The 21,295-nt window shown below is 55.7% G+C and carries 10 protein-coding genes and 7 pseudogenes; 7 read left to right on the forward strand and 10 right to left on the reverse strand.

Annotated elements, in window-relative coordinates:
• The first annotated feature begins 633 nt into the window (after positions 1-633).
• The 3 genes from MLPF_RS11595 to MLPF_RS11605 all read left to right on the forward strand — a co-directional run bounded on the left by MLPF_RS11595 (position 634) and on the right by MLPF_RS11605 (position 2,078).
• Positions 634-774, forward strand: a complete 141-nt coding sequence (locus MLPF_RS11595) for a hypothetical protein (RefSeq protein ID WP_236685174.1) — start codon at positions 634-636, stop codon at positions 772-774.
• A gap of 307 nt (positions 775-1,081) precedes the next feature.
• Positions 1,082-1,297: a hypothetical protein gene (locus MLPF_RS11600; RefSeq protein ID WP_237817202.1), complete on the forward strand. Its 216-nt coding sequence runs from the start codon at positions 1,082-1,084 to the stop codon at positions 1,295-1,297.
• 379 nt (positions 1,298-1,676) lie between these two features.
• Positions 1,677-2,078 (forward strand): hypothetical protein, encoded by a 402-nt coding sequence (locus MLPF_RS11605; RefSeq protein WP_236685176.1) that lies wholly within the window; start codon positions 1,677-1,679, stop codon positions 2,076-2,078.
• A 6-nt stretch (positions 2,079-2,084) separates the two neighbouring features.
• Here MLPF_RS11605 and MLPF_RS11610 read toward each other — a convergent pair.
• The 4 genes and pseudogenes from MLPF_RS11610 to MLPF_RS11620 all read right to left on the reverse strand — a co-directional run bounded on the left by MLPF_RS11610 (position 2,085) and on the right by MLPF_RS11620 (position 6,191).
• A pseudogene (locus MLPF_RS11610) lies at positions 2,085-2,617 on the reverse strand (TetR-like C-terminal domain-containing protein).
• Positions 2,618-2,951: 334 nt separating this feature from the next.
• Positions 2,952-3,080 (reverse strand): hypothetical protein, encoded by a 129-nt coding sequence (locus MLPF_RS15890; RefSeq protein ID WP_282435813.1) that lies wholly within the window; start codon positions 3,078-3,080, stop codon positions 2,952-2,954.
• A 46-nt stretch (positions 3,081-3,126) separates the two neighbouring features.
• A complete protein-coding gene (locus MLPF_RS11615; RefSeq protein WP_045843679.1) occupies positions 3,127-5,301 on the reverse strand; it encodes a S9 family peptidase in 2,175 nt (724 codons plus the stop codon).
• Positions 5,298-6,191, reverse strand: coding sequence for a phosphoribosylaminoimidazolesuccinocarboxamide synthase (locus MLPF_RS11620; RefSeq protein ID WP_045843680.1), 894 nt, complete (start codon positions 6,189-6,191; stop codon positions 5,298-5,300). Before MLPF_RS11620 ends, MLPF_RS11615 begins: the two co-directional genes overlap by 4 nt.
• 65 nt (positions 6,192-6,256) lie before the next feature.
• Between MLPF_RS11620 and MLPF_RS11625 the strand changes: the two genes are divergently transcribed.
• Positions 6,257-6,886 (forward strand): hypothetical protein, encoded by a 630-nt coding sequence (locus MLPF_RS11625; protein ID WP_045843681.1) that lies wholly within the window; start codon positions 6,257-6,259, stop codon positions 6,884-6,886.
• Positions 6,887-6,894: 8 nt separating this feature from the next.
• Here MLPF_RS11625 and MLPF_RS17825 read toward each other — a convergent pair.
• Both MLPF_RS17825 and purB read right to left on the reverse strand, forming a co-directional pair.
• Positions 6,895-7,789, reverse strand: a pseudogene (locus MLPF_RS17825) (cytochrome P450 family protein); the annotation flags it as partial.
• A complete protein-coding gene (gene purB, locus MLPF_RS11635; protein WP_045843683.1) occupies positions 7,786-9,204 on the reverse strand; it encodes an adenylosuccinate lyase in 1,419 nt (472 codons plus the stop codon). The gene purB and the pseudogene MLPF_RS17825, both read right to left, overlap by 4 nt.
• 79 nt (positions 9,205-9,283) lie before the next feature.
• On the opposite strand from purB, the pseudogene MLPF_RS16475 reads away from it, so the two are divergent.
• Positions 9,284-10,064, forward strand: a pseudogene (locus MLPF_RS16475) (DUF429 domain-containing protein).
• A gap of 126 nt (positions 10,065-10,190) precedes the next feature.
• Here MLPF_RS16475 and MLPF_RS11650 read toward each other — a convergent pair.
• A pseudogene (locus MLPF_RS11650) lies at positions 10,191-10,772 on the reverse strand (TetR/AcrR family transcriptional regulator).
• A gap of 131 nt (positions 10,773-10,903) precedes the next feature.
• Between MLPF_RS11650 and MLPF_RS11655 the strand changes: the two are divergent.
• Positions 10,904-11,753 (forward strand): annotated as a pseudogene (locus MLPF_RS11655) (alpha/beta hydrolase).
• Positions 11,754-13,636: 1,883 nt separating this feature from the next.
• On the opposite strand, the gene purD reads toward MLPF_RS11655, so the two are convergent.
• From purD to MLPF_RS11670, 3 genes and pseudogenes are all read right to left on the reverse strand, one after another.
• Entirely contained in the window at positions 13,637-14,905 is a 1,269-nt protein-coding gene (gene purD, locus MLPF_RS11660) for a phosphoribosylamine--glycine ligase (RefSeq protein ID WP_045843684.1), read from the reverse strand.
• Between the two features lie 3,264 nt (positions 14,906-18,169).
• On the reverse strand, positions 18,170-18,382 hold the full coding sequence (locus tag MLPF_RS11665; RefSeq protein WP_045843686.1) for a hypothetical protein: 213 nt from the start codon (positions 18,380-18,382) through the stop codon (positions 18,170-18,172).
• A gap of 370 nt (positions 18,383-18,752) precedes the next feature.
• A pseudogene (locus tag MLPF_RS11670) lies at positions 18,753-18,942 on the reverse strand (SDR family oxidoreductase); the annotation flags it as partial.
• An 883-nt stretch (positions 18,943-19,825) separates the two neighbouring features.
• Here MLPF_RS11670 and MLPF_RS11675 point away from each other — a divergent pair.
• Positions 19,826-21,191, forward strand: a pseudogene (locus MLPF_RS11675) (cytochrome P450); the annotation flags it as partial.
• Positions 21,192-21,295: the final 104 nt, after the last annotated feature.

A 21,295-nucleotide genomic window follows, 5' to 3' on the forward strand; every position in this document is an offset into this window, starting at 1 on the left:
CACAGGTGATCCTCGTGTGCACGCAGTATTGCAAACTCGCCACGCCACTTCTTGGTTTCTACACCGTCGTAACCGTGCAGCAAGAATAGCGTCGCAGCCGGACGGTCGAGCAGTCAACCACTCGACGGTGTACGGGTCGCGGTCGAGCCGAAAATAACCGCTGAACCGGGATATCAACCAGCACCGGCACCAAGCATCCATCTGCGTGTAAAACGCGTCGACATCGACCAGGGTGCGCTGCCCGAGACCGACACGATCAGTTTTCCAGACACATTCGTAGTGTGCCGATCCGACACGTCAGGACGACGAAGTACACGCGGACAGTAAGCGTATATCCGCCCCCCTGTTGCAGCGCAGGGTGTCAGCTTGGAGCAAGAACGTTGAGCCAAGCATAAATTTCGGTCCAGCGACCAACCAGATTCACAGCCAGCCAGCAAACTTCTACCAACGTCGGTGCTGGCAACCGGTACCAAATCATATTCAGCAACGCCGTAGACAAGGCACATTCCACATCGGCCGACGCTTCGCAATCCGCCACTACGCAAGCGGCTGGGGACCGGCAGCGATCACTATCCCGACAGTCTGGAGACCAGGCTCTTCCGAATGGCCGGTGTCTGTATAGTTGCCTAAGTCATGGCGGTTCTGGATATCACCGTTCTCAGCGTCGCGCAACGCGCTTTTATCGTCCAGTTCAAGTCTACCCAAGCCATCATCACGTGTACCATGACCGGCTACATGTTGGCGCTGGCAACCATGATGCCAATCACCGAGTGAGCAGCTAATCGATTCAGAACCAAAAGGCTTTTCATGAATTCACTCGCAACGTTAAAGCTACGCTCGCCGCTGGGTTAGGTGGAGCTAAAAATATTCTTGCTCATAAGATTTCGTGCTTATCAGGTTATTGGCGATGGAATTTATTACTATGAACCGAGCAGTAGGATCAACGCAGCTGGGTCACTTAAATAATGTGTACTGGGCATCCCGATGTTGCTGGGCCCAATCGGTGGGCCAATCCTGGGTAGCTGGTTGATAGACTCCTACGACTGGAAGTGGATCTTCCTGCTCAACCTGCAGTTGGGCTGTGTGCATTCGCTTTGAGGCACTAGTGTTCGGAAAAGATCACCCAGTTCCATCGGAGACACTCGACTGCGTCGACGTGCTGCTGTCGCCCGGCGTGGCAGCATTCCTGTACGAGGTGTTGTCCATCCCGGGCCGTGGCACTGTGGCCGATCGCCATATGCTAATATCGTTAGTCACCAACCTGGCGTTAATCATCGCCTTTGTCTTGCAAGCCTAGTTTCGCGTCGATCACCCACTGATCGACCTGCGACTGTTCAGCAACCAGGTAATCACCCGAGCCAATGTCACGATGCTCATATTCGCTGTCGCATTTTCGGCACCGACCTGCTGCTGCCGCGTTACTTCCAGCAAGCGCTACACGACACGCCGATGCAGTCTGGTGTGTACATAATTCTCCCACCGGCTCGGCGCCACGCTGGCGATACCATTTGCCGGACGTTCATGGATAAGCGGGGGCCGGACAAGAGCGTGTTGTTGGACATAGGGTGATATACGTGGGTTGGGCACGTTCACATTCGGTGTCGCCAAGCAGGCCTACTACCTCCCGACGCTGCTGGCCAAGATAGTGATCATGGGCTTGGGCATAGGATGCAGCCATGCATACCGATTTCGGGGTCGTCTGTGCAAGCGCTAACCCCGCATCAGCTCGCCCGCGGAACGACGCTGACCAGCGTCAACTAGCAAGTGGGCTGCTGATGGAAACCATGTTCGTGTCGGTCGTGTTGACCCAGCCAGTTCAATCAAAGCAAAAATATCACCACCGCAAACAGGCTCACGGGCGCAAAGCGCAATACCGTCCAAAGCTGGATACTGATTTACCCATCAGCAATTCCTTTCCAAACTCTCTCCCCGATTTCTCGGGCATTGTGCTAAAAAACTTTTCGCACGTCTACGCAGCGGTACTCGCCCTGGCAGTCGTCTTAGTAGCGTCGACCACCACTCCGGCGATCTTTCTACCGAAGAAGCCACCGGACCAAAAGCTAACGCTTACCAATTAATCCAGCTTATCCATCGAATAACATCATCGCGATCCGCGTAACGGTGTCATGGATCCATCGATCGAACTTTATTATTGACCATGTAATTGAGCCAAAACATCGAAAAACCATGTACCAGTGACCAAGCCACCAACTGAGGGCCGACCGGGTCGGTATGTGCATTACAGTCCAGCAACGTAGCTACACTGCGAGCCAGTTCGGAGCCGGCAGCGGCCTCGGTGGTGACGAATTCATCGTTTGAGGAATCCAGCAGAGATTTGGCGAACATCACCTGTGTAGTGGCCGGGGTGTTTGAGAGCAAACCGCATATAGGCCACGGCAGCGTCGGCGAATTGGGGCCGGGCAAAGATGAGCGCCTCTGTGAGTAGCTGAAATCCCCGCATCGCGAGTGCGGTGAAAGAGACCTCGCGATCGGTAAAATAGCACGCAGAAGCAACCTATGACACGCTCACATCCCGGGCCAATGAACACAGCAAGAAGCGACAGGCACCGCGCTCGGCCGCCAGGCGGGCGGCTTCAGTGAGTACTACAGCCCGCAGATCGCCGCGATGCTAGGTCGCACGGTCCACGGAGCTAGTATAGCGCTCGAACTTGACAGTGGCTAAATTACCGCCTACTTGAGCCGTGAAGAAACTAGGCAATGACTATATTGGCTGGATTGAGAGAAATATTGTGATGGCTCCATCGATCACCCTACTGGTGGACAGCATTACTGCCAGGATTGTCGGCTAGCTAGTCGTGGGCTTGGTCAACAACTGGACCGAGGCACTTGCCGTCAGCGTGGCGGTTCTGTTTTCCTTATCAGGATGACGCACTTCGCGCTACCGATGCGACGCGATCTGATCGCGATCGTGCCGTCCAGGTTGTCCGTGCCTAATCTGCCTGGTCAGCGTTCCCGAGGTGCTCGATACCGTGCGCTGCAGGACTGTTACTGACCGTTACTCGCATAGCAGCCGCAGTGTGCTTGCTGGCGCTGATGCTGACTATGTTCCCGTTCAACATCTACGCCGTGCTAATGCCCCATCTGCTTAATTCAATGGTGACGTGGCTACTCCTGCGCACCGCCACCGAGGTCATCTACCTCGGTGGCGGTGCCATACTGGTCGATGTCGACAGCAGCTAGCAGCCAAGCATATTGGAACGCGGTTTCCTGCCAAGCCTTGTAGCGTCCGCTGATGCCAGCATGGCCCGCAGCCATCTGGGTTTTCAATAACACTGGATTTCCGTCACTCTTTGTGTGTCGCAACGCTGCAATCCACTTCGCCGGCTCTACATAACGGACCCTGGTGTCATGCAGTGATGTGATAGCCAAGATGGCTGGATATTGTTTGGCGTCGACGTTCTCATAGGGCGAATAAGATTTCATATATGAGTAAACATCACTGTCAATCAACGGATTTCCCCATTCATCCCACTCCGTGACGGTCAGCGGCAACGAGGGATCCAGAATGGTGGTCAGCGGATCGACAAACGGCACCTGCGCGAGAATTCCGGTGAATAGATCTGGTGCCATGTTAGCCACCACTCCCATCAACAGACCGCCCGCGCTACCGCCAAATGCTGCTAATTCTTGCGGTCTGGTCTGCCCAGAATCCACCAGATGCTTTGCCACCGAAACGAAGTCGGTAAACGTGTTCTTCTTCTCCAAGAGCTTGCCATGCTCGTACCACAGCCGTCCCATTTCACCACCGCCCCGAACGTGAGCAATAGCAAACATCATTCCCCGGTCCAGCAACGACAGCCGCGGTATGGAAAAACTTGGATCCACACAAATCTCGTATGCACCATAGCCGTAAAGCAGTGCCGGAGCTGGGAATCGGATAGAGGAGCGATGAACGATCGACACCGGGATCCAGGTGCCGTCATCTGCCTGCGCCCACTCACGTCGCTCAACATAGTCCTCATGTCGGTAGCCGCCGAGAACGGGTTGCTCGCGTAGCAATGTCCGCTCACCGGTAGCCAAATCTATGTCATAGACGCGCACCGGAGTGACAAACGATCCTGCCCGGATCCGCAGTTTGGGCGAAAACCAGTTCGAATTGGCGTCCAAGCTGGCCCACATCAACTCGGAGTCGAACGAGATCTCGTCCGGCTCTCCGTAGCTCCCGTCGGGGTCGATAGGCCACAACTGAACTCGGGGCAACGCCTCACGCCGGTAGCTGACCACCAGATAGCCAGCGAAAGCATCAACACCGTCAAGCCGAATGTCGTCGCGATGTGGAATCAGGGTGCGCTGCTGTTCTGGATCGCTAACCGGTGACTCCATCAGCGTAAAGTTGACCGCACCGTCATTGTGCAAAATCAAGAACCGGTCTTGTCCCCCAAATAGGCCACCGGGGACATGTTCTATCGAGTACTCGATGCCGTCACGCCTTGGTAGCACAACAGTGAACTGCGCGTGCGAGTTAGTCGAGTCCGCGTAGCGCCACTCGGAGGTGACGGCCGACCCGGAGACTATAAATATGTAAGCTTCACTTCGGCTAAGGCCGACCGCGAGCCAGAACCTCTCATCAGCTTCATGATAAACCTGCTCCGACGGCTCACCAGAGCCGAGCTGACACCGCCACACTGTATCCGGACGCTGGGACTCATCCAAAGTCAGGTAGTACACGGTGCGGTTGTCGGCAGCCCAAGTCGCTCCGGCACCGATACCCACGATCTCTTCAGGGTATAGTTCTCCGGTACGTAAGTCCTTGAAACGCAGCGTATACCGCTCGTCACCGACTAAATCCACCGAATACGCCAGCAGATTGGAATCCAGGCTGACCATGAAGGTACCCAGCGTAAAAAAGTCATGGCCCTCCGCCTCAACATTCGAATCGAGCAAAACTTGCTCGCCGGGTATTTCGATGTTCTCGTCTAGGGCCGGCGGAGTCCAGTCATCGGGACCTATTACCGGACAGCGACACTGGACGCGATATTGCTTACCCTCGAAGGTACGAGCGTAGTACCACCAGTTGGCTTGGCGAGTCGGCACCGACAGGTCGGTTTCCTTAGTGCGCGTCTTAATCTCATTGAAGATCTTCTGCTGCAACGACTCAAGATGGGCAGTCATCTGGTCGACATAGTCGTTTTCAGCATCGAGATAAGCAACAACTTCGGGATTGTTATTGTCGCGCAACCATTCGTACGGGTCCCAGAAGACGTCTCCGTGGTGCTCTCGGCGAGTCTTCACGCGCTTGGCGATCGGTGGTACAGGTGTACCTCTGAAAGTCTTTGTCATGCTCCTGGACCGATCCAAGTGTCGAAGCTCATACCGGAAATCCTTTCATAGGCTTCGATATAACGTAGACGGGTGGCCTCGATAATGTCATCTGGTAGCGACGGCGGAGACAAGGTTCCAACTCGGACCCAACCCGACTCGGGACTGACGAGCCAGTTGCGGACGAACTGCTTGTCGAAGCTGTTCTGAACCATACCGACCCGATAGTCGTCAACCGGCCAGTACCGTGAGGAGTCCGGTGTGAAGATCTCATCGGCTAGAATCAGATTGCCGTCACGGTCTATACCAAATTCAAACTTGGTGTCAGCTATGATCATTCCGGTCTTCAATGCGTGATCAGCGGCCTGAAGGTAAATCTGCAACGTTCCGTCGCGCAGCTGGTTGGCGCGCACCACACCCACCATCTCAATCATCCTGGAAAACGAAATGTTCTCATCATGTTCTCCCAAAGCAGCTTTCGTCGCCGGAGTGAAAAGCGGAACGGCGAATCTGCTGGCTTCGACCAGGCCCGGCGGCAACGGGATGCCGCAGACCTTCCCAGTCGCCTGATAATCCAATAGTCCTGAACCGGTCAGGTAACCGCGAGCTACACACTCCATCGGCAGCATATCGAGCTGCCGAACCACCAGCGCGCGGCCAAGCACCTCGTCGGGAATACGTGGGTCGTCGGGCGGCCCGGCCAGGTGGTTGGGGGCGTCGACGAAGCCGAAGAAAAACACGCTCATCGCGGTCAGGATCCGGCCTTTGTCCGGAATCGTGCTGTCCAGGACGTAGTCGAACGCCGATATCCGATCCGACGCAACCATTAAGAGGTGCTCGTCGTCAATGCGGTATACCTCGCGGACCTTGCCGCTGGCTAGATGCCGATAGTCGGACAATGCGGGGCGCATAAAGCTTAGCCTATCTGGCACCCCCAAACACGCTTTCAAACCGGCTCTGTGCTGGTATCGGAGCCATGACCTCGCAGACCGCACGGTTTTTGCCCTACGCTACTAGCCCTGGCCGACTGGCGGTCCAGCTGCTCAGCGACGTCGCCGTCGTCGTGTGGACAGCGGGCTGGGCGCTAGTTGGCGTAGCCGTGCATGATGCCATCTCGGTAATCGCCGACACCGGCGCGCAAGTCGAGAGTGGCGCGCATGGGCTTGCCGACAACCTGGCGTCAGCAAGTTATGGCATGCAACTTATCCCGGTGCTGGGTAATGCGGTGAGCAAGCCCTTGAAGTTGACCAGCGCAGCCGCGCTCGATATCGCAGAAGCTGGACATAGCTTGGACACCACAGCGAGCTGGTTAGCGATACTGCTCGCGCTAGCGGTCATCGCGTTGCCGATCTTGGTAGCGGTGGTGCCGTGGCTGTTCCTGCGGCTCCGATTTTTCCAGCACAAATGGACGGTGACCACCCTGGCCGCGACCCCGGCCGGCAAACAACTCCTGGCGCTGCGCGCATTGACCCTCCGGTCGCCGAGCAAGCTAGCCGCCGTGAGCGCAGATCCAGTCGGCGGGTGGCGCCGTGAGGACCCCGACACCATCCGCGATCTTGCCGCGCTCGAACTGCGATCGTGTGGGATCGCGCTTCGCGGGCACTAGCCCAATAGCCCAAGCGTGACATCACGTGTTGCGATGCGCCGCTTAGACGGCGACGTCCACCGCACTATACTCCTCGATCGCCGCTGACAACATGTCGAGCTTCTTTCACAACGTGTAGCAACTGCTCGGAATGATCAGCCAGGGCTAGCAGCCCGCCCACAACCGCATTGCGCGTTGTTTCCACATCGACGCTAAACAGCAGACTAAAGAATCAAGTACAACTCGAGATCCGACAAGGCTGACGCAGCTGGATCGTACATCGTCGCGGTTCACAACTACCGATCAATATGTCGTCGGCCAGTTCGGCACACTTCGAAGCGATCAACTGCTGGCCGTAGATATACATCAACGAACCGGCCTCCGCACTACTTTCCGAAACGAACATCTGCAACAGAGGTACTCTGCACGAGCCGCCACAGTCGAACCTGGGGCTCGATCGCCCAGAATATACCCGTGTCGTTCGGAATCCGGCACTCCCAGCAGAATGCAGATCATCTGCATTGGCAGTTCGGTGACAATGTCAACCAGAAAGTCGACGATTCACCGGGACACCACCCGCGTCCAGTAGCCGGCGCGCACAGGCCGCAGATCATCCTCAACACGACAGATCACCCGTGGTGTCAGCCTGAAGCGCACGAGTCGCCGAATTTGCGAATGCCGCGGGTCGTCCATCATGTTGAGCATCTAGCCCGCGATCGCCAAGTCCTGTAACAACACCACAAGCGTTTCCGCTTACGCAGCGGCGGACTAGAAGATCTCCGCGTCAAGAGTGTCGTCGGTCGGCTCATGCCAGTAAACTGACGCTTCCCGCCGACGGACAGCAAACAACTCACGCGAGAAACCGTTAGCAAAGTTATCCAGATCGGTGAAGTCGATCTCCGAAAGCGCGCCAACCAGCGTCAGAGGATCACACCTGGCATGTACTTGACAGCCTCTGGGTAGCGGCTCACTAGCTTGTCGACCATCGCAACCACTTCGTCTACTTGATCTGCCGCAGCTCCAGTGAACGCCTTCTTGTCGGCCAGCGCGGCTTCTAGCGCCACTCGGTCCAGCGGCAACCGCACATCGGCAGCCAACCGGTCCAGCAGGTCAGACTCAGCACCGCACTCCCGCATGGCCAATGCCGTCGCCACCGCGTGTTCGCGGATCACGTGGTGAGCGGCCTCGCGACCCATACCAGCGCGCACAGCCGCGATCAGCACCTTGGTGGTGGCCAGGAATGGCAAATAGCGGTCCAGCTCGCGGCGGATCACCGCCGGGTAAGCGCCAAACTCGTCGAGCACCGTCAAAAACGTCTCGATCTGCCCGTCGATAGCAAAGAAGCTGTCTGGCAACGCAACTCGACGTATTACTGAGCAGAAAACGTCGCCCTCGTTCCACTGCGCGCCAGCCAGTTCAGCTGCCATTGCGGCGTAGCCGCGCAACACCACCTGCAGCCCGTTGACCCGTTCACAGTTGCGGCTGTTCATCTTGTGCGGCATCGCCGACGAGCCAACCTGTCCCGGTGCAAAACCCTCGGTAACGAGTTCGTGACCTGCCATCAATCGTATGGTGTGCGCTAACGAGGAAAAGCCGGCCCCGAGCTGCACCAACGATGAGATCACCTCGTAGTCTAGTGAACGCGGATAGACCTGCCCAACACTGGCTAAAACTGTTGTGAATCCTAGGAATGCAGCAATTCGTTGCTCGAGTTCTGCCAGTGCAGCGGCGTCACCGCCAAGCAGGTCGAGCATGTCCTGCCCGGTACCCATCGGGCCCTTGATCCCGCGCAGTGGGTAACGGTCGATCAACTCGCGCAGCCTGGTCAGCGCTATCAGCGTTTCCTGCGCCGCGGACGCGAAGCGCTTGCCCAATGTCGTGGCCTGTGCGGCGACGTTATGGCTGCGTCCGACCATCACCAGGTCGCGATAGGACACCGCGCATTCGGCCAGCCGTGCCACTACGGCCACACCATGGCAGAAGACCGATTCCAACGACCGCCGGATCTGCAGCTGCTCCACGTTCTCGGTCAAATCGCGGCTGGTCATCCCCTTATGCACCTGCTCATGACCGGCCAGCACGTTGAATTCCTCAATGCGCGCCTTGACGTCGTGACGCAGCACGCGTTCGCGGGCGGCAATCGAAGCTAAATCTACCTCACCAAGCACCCGCTCGTAGTCGGCGATCGCTTTAGCAGGCATCGGAACATTCAGTTCCGCCTGTGCTCGTAACACGGCCAACCACAACTGCCGCTCCGCGATGACCTTGGCTTCCGGCGACCAGATCGCGACCAATTCAGCGCTGGCGTATCGGGCAGCCAGAACATTCGGAATGCTCACAAAAGCACAGCTTACGATCGGGTTCGCGCTGCAAAGCGGAAACATCCATGGAAGCTCGCCATACCCTATAGATAAACCGATGTATTTTGCGAGTGTGTACCTCATCTGGGCGAGTCGCAACCCAACCGGTGTCGCGGTACTCGATCGCGACAGCTGTTTGGTGCATGTAGGCACAGTCCGTGACGACGCCGAGTGGCTAGCCGCCTTGCGGCCGCACGGGACCGGCGATTACCTGGGCGCCTTGGACGCGCCACTGACGGTGGCCAACCGCACCGCCAACAAACAGTCGAAACCGCACTCAATAGTGACTTCCGCCGGTTCGGCGCCTACGCGCACCCTACCAACACCAGCAAACCCGAATTCGCCGACATCCAGAGCGGAGCGCGGTTGACGCAAACACCTGGACCTAAACATGGATCCCCGGTCATATGCTGCGCTGCACGCTACCGCGGTCTATCCTCATCCGGGGATCGTGGCATTGTTCCAACTGCCGCGCAAGCACATTCAAGCACAAGGCCCAACCCAGCTACAGCCTTGACCAGCTCGAGTCGGGACTGTTGTTGATGGACGGCGTCGAGGGTCTTGGCCACAAGTTTGTAGTGCCGTTGCGCATTACCGGTCATCGGTCCAGTTACGGCTCATGGGCCAAGCTGCGCCAGCAAATGGTCGAGAGCGCAGTGCAAGAGCGAGCTGGGCAACGGAGGATACGGGCGACTCTAGTCCTTCGCACTCACGTGGCGCTGCACGCCCAGCACTGCCCGGCCGCCGTGATGATCTACGGAGACTGCGCTACCAGCTACATCATGACACCTTCGCTACCCACGGATTTACTCCGGTCGCTCAATCCCAGCAGGAAGTAAATCTTCCGGTAGATCTCGCAGATCAACCCCGATTTCTGCATGTCCCGCAATTGTTTTTGCTGTCGCTACAACACGCTCTGGCAATAAATGCCTACGTTCTAAACACAATTCAGTATACTCGCCGGATCAGATGCTCACCCGTCGCTGGTCGACGGGTGCAAGCACGTCGATAAAGTCGACCACAGCACTCAACGCAGCAGCACGTGGATACCGTCCCTACACCAGCACCAAGACCACAGCACCAACGCCCGCGGCAGATCAGCGTGCACGCCAGCTCCGCCTATGCCCGGAACGGACCGATCGCTCGATGGCCTCAACCACAGCTTCAACGCGCTACCGCAGGCTGCGACGCATGGTTTAACGCAACGTGGGTAAGCTGTTTCCAGGCAATATGGCACTCAATATCGCGAGATCAACTGCTCGGCAAGTCCCGAACCCGACACGCCCCAGCAGGTCAAGCCATGCCATACTCCAGCGGTGGTCTCGGGCCCCGACACCGCCGCAACAAAGCACTAGCCCGGGCCCGCAGCTAGTCAATCTCGATCATCGAAATATATTCCAACTGCTCACGCAATCAAATCGTCGGGAGACGAGCAATAGTTTCTCAGTCGTAGACACCAAGGACAGCCCGCACCACCACGCGGCCGACCGATGTCACACTGCTTCGAACCCACCCTCGCCGAGTAGCTCGGCGGCGGAGTTAACCAAAGCATATTGTCGCCGTTCTCCTTTTCAGAGTGACTCTTTTCGAAGTGACTGATCCCGTCGTGACCACCCCCGCTACCAGTCAGCACCATACTGCATTAATTGCATTACCGTTCCGACCAAAAACCCATAGCATGATGGCCCGCACGCCCATTTTAAGCCGCCGCGCTATGCTCGGTCTGGGCGCCAACGCGGCCGTCGAGGCGATCGGCACATACTTGCTTGACATAATTGTTTTGTTCCAGCTCCGAATATCACAAGCAATGCCGATCAATATAGGCGACGGACCCTAAGTTCCACTGGCGCCGACCGCACCAGCTCAGACAACACCCAACATGGTGACCAGCTCGTTCGCGCCGGCAGCACATATCGGTGCTAACGACCGACTGGGGGATCGCCCGCGCACCGGGCCAGATCACAGCTTTGCGGCCTATGATAGCGCTGCACCGCTTGGGCGGCAACGCATCCAGGGTGATGGCCGGCGGCGTAGAGCAAGGCCTGGCGCACACCGTCAACGCGGAATTAACGCCGTTTGCGGTGGTCTCCGCCGACGGAGGCGGCAGCTACTAAAACAAAAAGCTTCCGGCGAGGATGCCTGCTATGGTGTTGAACGGACTCATCCCACAGCGGGAAACGCGGCATATCAACACCTTACGGGTGGCGTCTTGGGCTGGTCTATGGCGGCTACGGGGCACTTCTGCTCAGTGGCTGGCTGGAAACCAGCACGTACCGCAGCGATCTGCGCGGTAAACCCAGCACTGTGGCTGTTCTTCAGAGCAGCCACAGTGCTGGCGCATTCGACGACCCCGACGACTGGTCGGCGAACTCGGTGTTCAGACTGCTCACGCTGACGTCCATCCCGATCCAAGTCGATTGCGACAATCGTAATCAATTCTACCAGGCAACCAAACACTTTATAGCTCAACTGCCGCACCCACCTACCGACAGTTTTCTGCGCATGGCAGGCACAACGGGGGTTTCTAGAGCTCGCAGCTACCGACAGAAACAGACCTGGACGTCACCGCTACTGATTGCCTAAGACGCTGTCACATTTGTCACTTCAGCACTGTGTAGGATTTAGGTGCGCCATTCGGGAAATTGATAGCACATGCTATATCAACCTCCCGGCCAGACGATGCTACTTTTGCATGATATCCGACGTTTGGGCTCCGGGGCCAGAGTGTGCGACGATCTGACGGTGAGCGTGCCCTTAGGACTCGCCCCTTCTTTACACCTAGCCACGCAAACTTGTCCTAGCGGCAAACGTTGTGTGCACGTCACAACCGCTGGCCTCCCAAGCAGGTCTTCGGATGCTCGCCGAAAGCGGCAACGCCGTTGATGCGGCCGTCGCCACTGTCATCACGCTCACCACGGTGGAACCGGTGTCTAAATCACACCAATTCGGACACCTTCACCATCCTCTGGGAGGGCCAGCAATTGCACGGACTCAACGCTTCGGGTCGCTCTCGTGCTGCATGAACGCCAAAGTATTTCTTCAACAAAATTTTCTCGATCTCAATGGAATTCGGTGACCGAACCTGGAGTAGTGTCGGATAGGTTGAATTTGCATACCAAATTCTAGGAAACCACCTCTCTAGAGGCTTTTCGAGCTTAAGATATCCTACGGCCACAATGCATTTATGGCCTCACCAATGATCACGGAGCAATAGGAGGAACAGGTACAGCTTTTAATAGCCCAGCCGGGATTCGCCGAGGCGTTCCTGCCGTCCAGGCGGGCGCCGAAACCCGGCGAGCTGTTCACTTTCCCCGATCAAGCAGCCACCTCGAGCTGATCGACTCAACTAACGGTGACGTGTTCTATCGTGAAGAATTGACTTACCGAATCTAGGTACATGCTACGGCCAATGGCAGCATCTTGCCTTCCAGTGACTTAACTGCTCATCGTGTCGTGCCGACTGGGATGGCACAATCAACGGAACCGACCGCGGATACGGCATCCACGAAATACCATCAAAAGGCCGGAAGACAGTAGCATTGATCGCGCTGCAAATCCTGTAAAAGTTCGATATGTCTTCGTTGCCAAAAGATTCCGCCGGCTGCGCGCATTTGCAGATCGAAGCAGTCAAGCTGGCTTGCACCGATACGCATGCCTATATAGCCGATATCGACCACGTTTCGCTGTGAACGAAAAGCCCTGTTGAACAATGACTATAATAATGATTATATGAAGCAACATGCGGCACTGATCGACCGCAAACAGGAGAAACCGACATCCGCCAGGATCCCTAAATGGTGGTACCGTGTATCTATATAGCCGCCGACACCGCAAGAGCAATAGTTTCTATTGTCTATGTTACAGTCGAATCACATAAGCTTCTTCTCCGGTGTCGTGGTACGGGGAACCGAAATTGCGTTACAAAAACGTGACGCGAATTTCTTTGCTGATAAAGGAAATAGGAACATCGTTGGACATAGCAAGCCTCCCTACCACACAACCGTCTCGGGCTTTGTTAGCACAGACGACGCACCGGTTATGGGCAGCATGCCAGAATACAGGAACACGTGCAAGTTCTAGCGCTTATCGCCGACCACGGCCAAAATCAAGCAAACAACCTGCGAAGAAACGAGGTTCCCACTGGATGCATTGGTCTTCAGGTCAGTTGCGAACCAGATTTCTTGCATTCAACAGCTGGATGAGCTTATTTGGAGCGGACATAACCCGGTAACCGTGAACTACTATCTCCGAGTTAAGAGTTTACAAGAGATTGGCATCCCGAAGGGGAGGTATCTAGCAGACAGGGGCGCACACCGGTACGACTAAACTACAGCTTTCTAAAATTTACCCCTAATCTGCCACCGAACAACGCACAGTGCAGCATTTTTCGCTACTTTTCTTGACTTCGCTGCTAGATATGGATCCTGCCCTCTGCTGCTGAAAAGCCGATATCCTTACGAAAATGGCTGCCAAGCAATCGAATTGATCCGATGATGTTGTATGCATGGGATCGCGCCGCAGACAGGTCATCCCCAGTCGCCACCACCGATAGCACCCGACCACCTGACGAGACGATCACACCATCGTCGCGTCGAGTAGTTCCAGCGTGCAATACCCCATCGACTTCGGATCCGAAGACAATATCTCCGACTCGTGAGCGTCTGGGATAGTTTTCAGCCGCTAACACTACAGCCACGGCAGCTCCTGAATGCCAATGCAATTCGCCGAATTCTGCCAGCTCACCAGTTCCTGCCGCGTAGAGGAGTTGCCCAAGCGGTGAATCCAGCAATGCTAGAACAACTTGGGTTTCCGGATCGCCGAAGCGACAGTTGAATTCAACGACTGCTGGCCCGCTGGCAGTGATGGCAAGACCGACATACAGTAGTCCGCAAAACGGACTTCCACGCTGAACCAATTCAGTTGCAACGGGTTCGACGATGCTGGTGAGCGCCTGTTGATAAACCTCATCGGGAAGCCATGGCAACGGAGCATAGGCGCCCATACCGCCGGTGTTAGGTCCTGTGTCGCCTTCACCGACCCTCTTGAAGTCTTGAGCGGGCAACAGTGGCAACACAGTTCTACCGTCGACGACGCAGAATAGCGACACCTCGGGGCCGTCAAGATAAGACTCCAGCAGTACCGGGTGTCCGGCTTCCAGTAATCCCGCAGCATGAGTGCGCGCGACATCGCGATCCTGTGTCACCACCACGCCCTTGCCAGCCGCTAGACGATCGTCTTTCACTACCCAGGACAGGTCACCAACGGCTGGTCCGAACCTGTCTAGGGCAGCATCCAAACGTGCTGGACTGTTGACGATTTCGCTTCGAGAAGTGCATACACCAGCCGCCGCCATGACTTCCTTGGCGAAAGCTTTTGAGCCTTCGATACGAGCCGCGTCCTTGCTGGGACCGAAGCAGACGATGCCGGCAGCACGCACCGCATCAGCCACTCCAAGCACCAGTGGTAGCTCGGGACCGATGACCACCATGTCGGCCCGGACATCGCGAGCCAGAGCGACGATATCCTCGCCGGAGCTGATATCGACGTCGTACTGCTCGGCAAGCCGGGCGGTGCCAGCATTACCGGGGGCAACGATTAATCCCTTGACCTGCGGATCTCTGCTAAGTGCCAGCAACAGGGCATGTTCACGGGCACCAGAGCCAATCACCAAGACGCGCACGATACGTCAGATTAGCTGGAAACTGCCCGACCGCCGAGGCCAGGGGGCTACTCAAACCCAACCCGGCTTCGTAGGCGATCGGAGGCGGTGTCGGATACGAAGGCAAATACTACAACACAATGTCCATTTGCCTGGTACAGGAGTCCATCATGTTGACATCCGGGGTTCCAGTACTCGTGGGGTTGCTTATCAAAAGCCACGATCTATAGTGCCCGAGTTGGTGGGTCCTGCCCAGCTTGTCCCGCTCAGCGCGATTTTCGACGATATCATGCGGAAGCACCATCGTCCGACACTAACCTTCGCATTCGGCGAACACGCAACTTAGACGAGGGGCACAGCTCGCATGGACCAATTCATCAGTGTCCGATCCGCCCCTGCTTCAGCACATACTTGCTAGTCGGCGTCGAATTATTCGTTACCTGCTCATCCTGGTTCAGCGCGGAGGATAGTCCGACTGCTGTACCGCCTACCGTCAGCACGTTGTTCCTAAAGTGATTAGCATGGTTGAGCACAGCATTGTGCTGCCAGCCTGCTAGCCTCCGGTGTCAGCGCTCAGTAAAACGCGAAAAACAAGACGTAACAAGCAAGTCAGTGCACCTCATCAAGGCTTCGATCTACATCAGTTCCAACACCACACACTCGAAAAGAATGCAGCACTTGGCCATGCACAGCAATCGACCCGTCGATGCACAGAAACTGCGAATGAGTCAGAAACACGTATCACCGCACAACGTCTCGGCCAACCACCATCACGGCGGATAGCAGACGTAGAGTGGTACAAAAAATAGCTTCAGTGGCAAAGAACTAAGTGATTCCGGTGGAGCCGTAACATATTATGTGACACTGGTACGATCAACACGGTGTTGTTAGCAATTGGTAGCTGCTGCTACCACGGAGTGTTCAACTTCTTCAACACAGCCGACAACCTAAACTTCTTCATCGCTCCGCTTTCTCAGTAACTTCCGTATTCATCCTTGAGGGCCGCGATCGCAGTAGTGGTTCGGCCGAGCTCGTTGTCTTTGAGCAGCGTCAACATCTCAGCACGATTAGCATCGGTCTGCTCCGGGGCACCAAAACCCGCACGATGTGCAGTGTCTGTCTCTAGACAACAATGATCTGCTCGCCGAGGTCAACCAGCCAATCCTGAAACGGTCTGGCCGCATTAATGACCTGTATCGCGACATCACCCGATCACTCTTCCGTCAGACGGCAGGATCATTGGACCGAACAAGAACTCGCATATCCTTATGCAACGACGTCCATGCCCGGACGACGTCCTCTATCGAGTCAGTACCCGGACCGCCCCACATGTTGCGGAAGTGGATCTCCGGTAGCTCACCCTTCGGCATGAGGAATGTTTGTTCATTGCTCTTTCCAGCTCGTAACAACTGTGATGACTCGTTTAACTCAAGACTGTAACACTGCGGCTTCGGCGACTGCATACTTAACAGCAACGGTATCCAAGACAAGTACAAATTCCTCAAGAATTCCCGCCACAACGTATCTGGCACGATAATACTATGCGTATCGGCCAGATACACTGCCAATCTCTTCCGAGTCCGGACTGAGCGCGGGAGCCATTACAGCGGTTATCACTGGTGCCGCCGACTGAGCATCGGCGGAAAGCACCTACCCACGAATTGCCGCACCTTCCCAACCGCTCGCTACAATATCTCGGGAACTCTTACCACAAAAATGGTGCATATCAACCCCATTCCACGATCACAGAACCCACACACACATTGCACCGGGCTGATCAACTATCGATTACTTGATACTTACGCTGTATACTTACGCTGTCAACCAACCACGTTAGCGAAGCGCAACAGCTTCACGGGCACAGTTACACGCCAAACCGAAAAGGTCCAATGAACATAAACTACTGCAAATCTTACCGATTCAAAGTATACACCATAGCACGATGAAGACTCTGCTTATCCTTCCCAAATTTGCAGTGGTGTTATGGTGTCAGAAGTTTCGGTATCAGTGGGACAACAGGACGGGCTAAACTTGGCTCACAAGGCCTGCAAATGATGAAACGATTAGGACTGTAACAGGTTAGCGAGGTTGAAATCGCGGTGCCCCTCGATGGTTACGGAAATTTTGAACCGCAGATTACCCACGAAGTAGCAAGAAGTGGTGAGCGGTGCCGTGTTGAAGCCAAACGATTTTGATGCACAATCCGTTATCTGTGAACGATGGGCTATGCTACCCGCATATAATCCATGATACTGCACCTAACCTTGCGCAAGTGGCCGGTAGTCTTGCTGTGATGGTGGACACGGCGGGTCTTGCTGAGTCCGATCGTGTTCTAATCCAGGGCATAATATCATGAATTGCCGACGGTATCGGCCGGCGATCAGCACGGCTTTATCGTTTTGTCGACGAAAAACCCTGCAGTATAGTGGCGGCCCCCGGACCCGTTACCCTGATAAGCCCAACAGACCCAATAGACGGGCCGCGTAACCCGGGGCTGCACTCGACGCCCTCCACGCGCGAAACAACATTCAAACCCACGACACATGAGTAGATCGCAGAGACCAGTTCCAAGGTCCGATCAGCACCGTCCTAGCTCGTCCCCGAGACGTTAGGTGCATGATATGCAGACTGTTATCCCACTCACTGACAGCGCGTTGCTGGCTCGCTAAACCCATTGCTCAGGTCCTCAGCAAGTCTCCCCTCTCGGTCCGCTAAAGAGCCCAGACTAGCTGGATTCGCCGGACTTCTTCGCAAGGACTTTGGTGACATGGTCATTGCATAAGCGGGCGAGCCGTTGTCGGTCACCTTCTTGCGCTTGGCCGCAACTCGCTGATTCGGGCTGTTGAGCCGCGATCCGAGTGGGAAGACAACGTAATTGAGTGATAAAGACAGCGAATTCGCGGAGCTCGTCGGGAGGCAACTCACCATACGACGTTGACCTGGACCGTCCAGCATGTCCGCCTGATCCTAAGCATTCAAAGCCACAATTACCACCATCCGGAGGTCACGCACAAACAATCTAAGGCAAGTCCAAATCCTGCCGAAAGGCGATCGACGGTTGAAGCAAAGTACTCGCTCGGAGTATCGAGCAGCATATCCCATGCGTAGACCTAGTTCATCTTGTCCAGGCTGGTGGACCAAAGCTCGTCCATCGAGTCCGCTTTCTCCTCTGGGAGCTACAGTTCGCTGGTTGGGTACGGTGTCCCAAGACCGGCCGCCAGCCGCTGAAGTGCCTAGCTGGGTCATCAGTAACTCGACCAATACCGCTTTCACCCAGCACCAGATTCAGATCCTTCTCCGCAGGACGCAGATGTACTCCAGCGTAGTGCACACCAGGTCACCAAGCTCTAGAAGTGCCGTGGAGTTGTGGAACATGATCGCTCTCGCGCCACTGGTCAGGGCATCGGTACTCCACACCACTTTCCCAAGCACCATGGCGGCCAATCCGCCCTCTGCGACCCCAACGCTTACCGGTTGTACATCGACTACGCGAATCACCTAACACTGTGCGTTCGCGAGCCAGGTAAACAGTAGGGAGGTCGCTAATCGTGGAGTGAATCGTGATGAGGATGCCCGGCTTGGCGTTTGACGCCAGTCCGCCCTTCCAGATGATGACCCCACGCACCTGCTCATCGTCGAGTATGATGACGCTACTGATGTCGGCTTCGACTATATCCGAGAGGATGGTTGGTCGCCGCGGTAACACCGTCCTTGACCAACGGGTTATAACCTTGGCGGGCACATCTAAGACCGTCACTCTGCCGGGGTTAGTCCAGCAGGCACATGGCCATCGACGCGGCCACTTTGCCAAGGTAAACATATCCCAGCCGTAGTACTGCGATGATCTCACGGCCCTTGCTGTTCTCTATCATGACCGGATGATCTGTCCGCCATCAGCACTGAATATATGAGACACGCCCAGTGATCCACGACGCGGAATCCCAGAGCAAGAACAAACACATCCCTACCAGATCCTCGAGCGTGCCCATTCTGAACAGCGGGATGGTTTACACCATGTTTTCGACTAACTCACCAGGAGTGACGGTCCGGGCGGCTTCGTTAAGACCCCACTTTGAGCCTCATCCAACCTACCGGCCAACAATCGCCGCAGGTATATTGTCGGGCATCGACTCGGCCACCACTACCACCGAACGTACCGGACGCAACTTCCTAGGCACGTTCGGTGTTCGCCGGGGGGACAAACGGTTGATGAGATCTGTGCCGATGGCGACGAGGCAGCAACTTTCCTCCTCGATATAATGGAACGCGAGTCGATAAAATCATTTGTAGCGCAAACGATCGACGCATTCAGGGAGGTTGAGGTGTTGGTGTCAACCGTCGGTGATAAGTTCCCGGGGTGACTTACCAAAGTCAGCACCGACGCCTTCCTGGGGCAGGTTCAGATACATCTGGTCGGCGCCAATCGGTTGGCTACCGCGGTGCTGTCGGACACGGTGTCACGCCGGTAGGGAAACGTCATCATTCATCGGCTCCGACATCGCGCTGGCCTGGCATCCCGCCCGTACATGGGCACCTATGATGCAGCCAAGGCAGATCTGACTTCCATGAGGAAAAGCCAGCCAATGGAACGAGAGTACACCCGGTGTTCGTGCATTCGATCCCAACGCTTACCAGATATGGGATGGCAACTATACGCCGAACCAGTCGGTCCCATGCTACAAGACTGGGCGAAATGGTGTCAGGCTCGGCACAACTATGTTCTTGTATTTCTTGCTTCCCAGCGACGTGGCGAGCGATCATCTTTATCCTCGAAACACCTTGCGGGGCCGTTGTCGGGAATACGGAAATTCAACCCTAGGTTTCACTGACAGATGCACCCACTAACCGTCCCGAGTTAGCTGTTCGGCGTGGCTACGATGCCGGGCGAAACGCCGGAAAAAGCAGGCAATTCGGCTTGGGCAAAGAGGGGATGCCCAACCAATAAGTACTGTTATCGTTCCACAAGTCTCGGTGACCAAGACGATCAAGGCCATATCAAAGCATTCCGTGCTAACCCGATCAGGCTCATGCAACGAATCCGCGACGAATACGGCTATTTCGACTACGTTCCCACCGGGTGGAAAGTACGTCGTATTGTTGTCGAGCGCGCAAGGCCAAATGAGTCCTTCTTTCGGTCCAGCTACGACAATCTGGGCCAGATCGAGGCACGTTGCCCGTTTATGACGCCGCTCTTCGGCAAGGGTGTGGTGTTCGACGCGAGCCCGAGGCAGTGCAAAGTAGATGCTGCACAACGCAGCGCTGCTCGGCAAGCAAATGAAGAGCCAACCGTCACCATCGAGGACCGATCTGGCGGATGATCGCGAACTGAGGGAGTGCGATGAGATCGATCGGCTCGATTTCTTCACCGAGCCGAGCAGACTATACCACACTGCCTCAACCTGCCTGATGAGCAAGAAGTTCCGCAATGAACTGGACGGCCGATTCGTCAAGCTCTATTGAATCTGGAGGGGGGCACCGATCCGCTAGCCTATGTTGACCCATATCTGCCAATCGGGAGTTTTCGCCGTCGTGATGAAGCACGGACCGGTTTGGTGACATTCGTCCAGCGCATCATGAACAACCGAATCGCCACCCCTCCGATCCGACTGATAAGACCAGCAGAGCCATGCTTGACGTACCAATCACCGCCAAGGACGAAGACGGTCATCCACCGTTTATCGGCGGATGATATCACTGACATGTTTATCTCGATGATGTTCGCCAAGAATAACACCAGCTCGAATACGGCATCCTGGAAGCCGACCGAGCTAATGCTCCATCGTGATTCCTACGACGCGGTGATCAAGGGGATCGACGTCAGCTATGAACCCAGGACAGGCGGCAAGTTTCCATGCGCTGAAAAAGATTCCGTGCCTGAAGAACTTTATCAAAGAGATGTTGCGGCTACATCTCACTGTTGATCACTCTAATGCATTTGATCAAAGCCGAATTCGAGGTTGAAGATCGTCAGATAAACGAAAATTTCTTATTAGCAACCTCATCAGCGATCTCTAAACGGATCTCAGAAGTTTTCCCCGATACCGACGCCTTCCATGCCGAAGCGCTACGAAAAGCAACACCAGAAGGATTTGACCAACTTCTGGATGTGGATTACGTTAGGCACCAATAGGAATAGTTGCATGGGTGCGGTATTTACCACTATGCAGATCAAGAAGATTTCTCAGTGCTGCTGCGCGAGTACGAACTTGAGATGGAACCGCCCTCAGCTAACTACCGCAACGACCATTCCAAAAAAGTGGTACAGCTGACCCAACCCGCCTGGATACATTACCGCCACAGGAAGACAGACAAGGACAGCAGGGCAATAACGGGTTATCGAGTGATGACAGACTTGGATCTGTGCCAGAGACATGCAATATACGAACTGAAGGCGCTAGACTACTTCCGGGT

The organism is Mycobacterium lepromatosis (genome assembly GCF_000975265.2).
Taxonomy (GTDB): Bacteria; Actinomycetota; Actinomycetes; order Mycobacteriales; family Mycobacteriaceae; genus Mycobacterium; species Mycobacterium lepromatosis.

Coding starts and splice junctions, on each gene's coding strand:
- MLPF_RS11615 (WP_045843679.1), bottom strand. CDS start 5,301: ATGACAAAGACTTTCAGAGGTACACCTGTACCACCGATCGCCAAGCGC.
- MLPF_RS15890 (WP_282435813.1), bottom strand. CDS start 3,080: ATGTTGAACGGGAACATAGTCAGCATCAGCGCCAGCAAGCACACTGCG.
- MLPF_RS11620 (WP_045843680.1), bottom strand. CDS start 6,191: ATGCGCCCCGCATTGTCCGACTATCGGCATCTAGCCAGCGGCAAGGTC.
- MLPF_RS11595 (WP_236685174.1), top strand. CDS start 634: ATGGCGGTTCTGGATATCACCGTTCTCAGCGTCGCGCAACGCGCTTTT.
- MLPF_RS11625 (WP_045843681.1), top strand. CDS start 6,257: ATGACCTCGCAGACCGCACGGTTTTTGCCCTACGCTACTAGCCCTGGC.
- MLPF_RS11605 (WP_236685176.1), top strand. CDS start 1,677: ATGCATACCGATTTCGGGGTCGTCTGTGCAAGCGCTAACCCCGCATCA.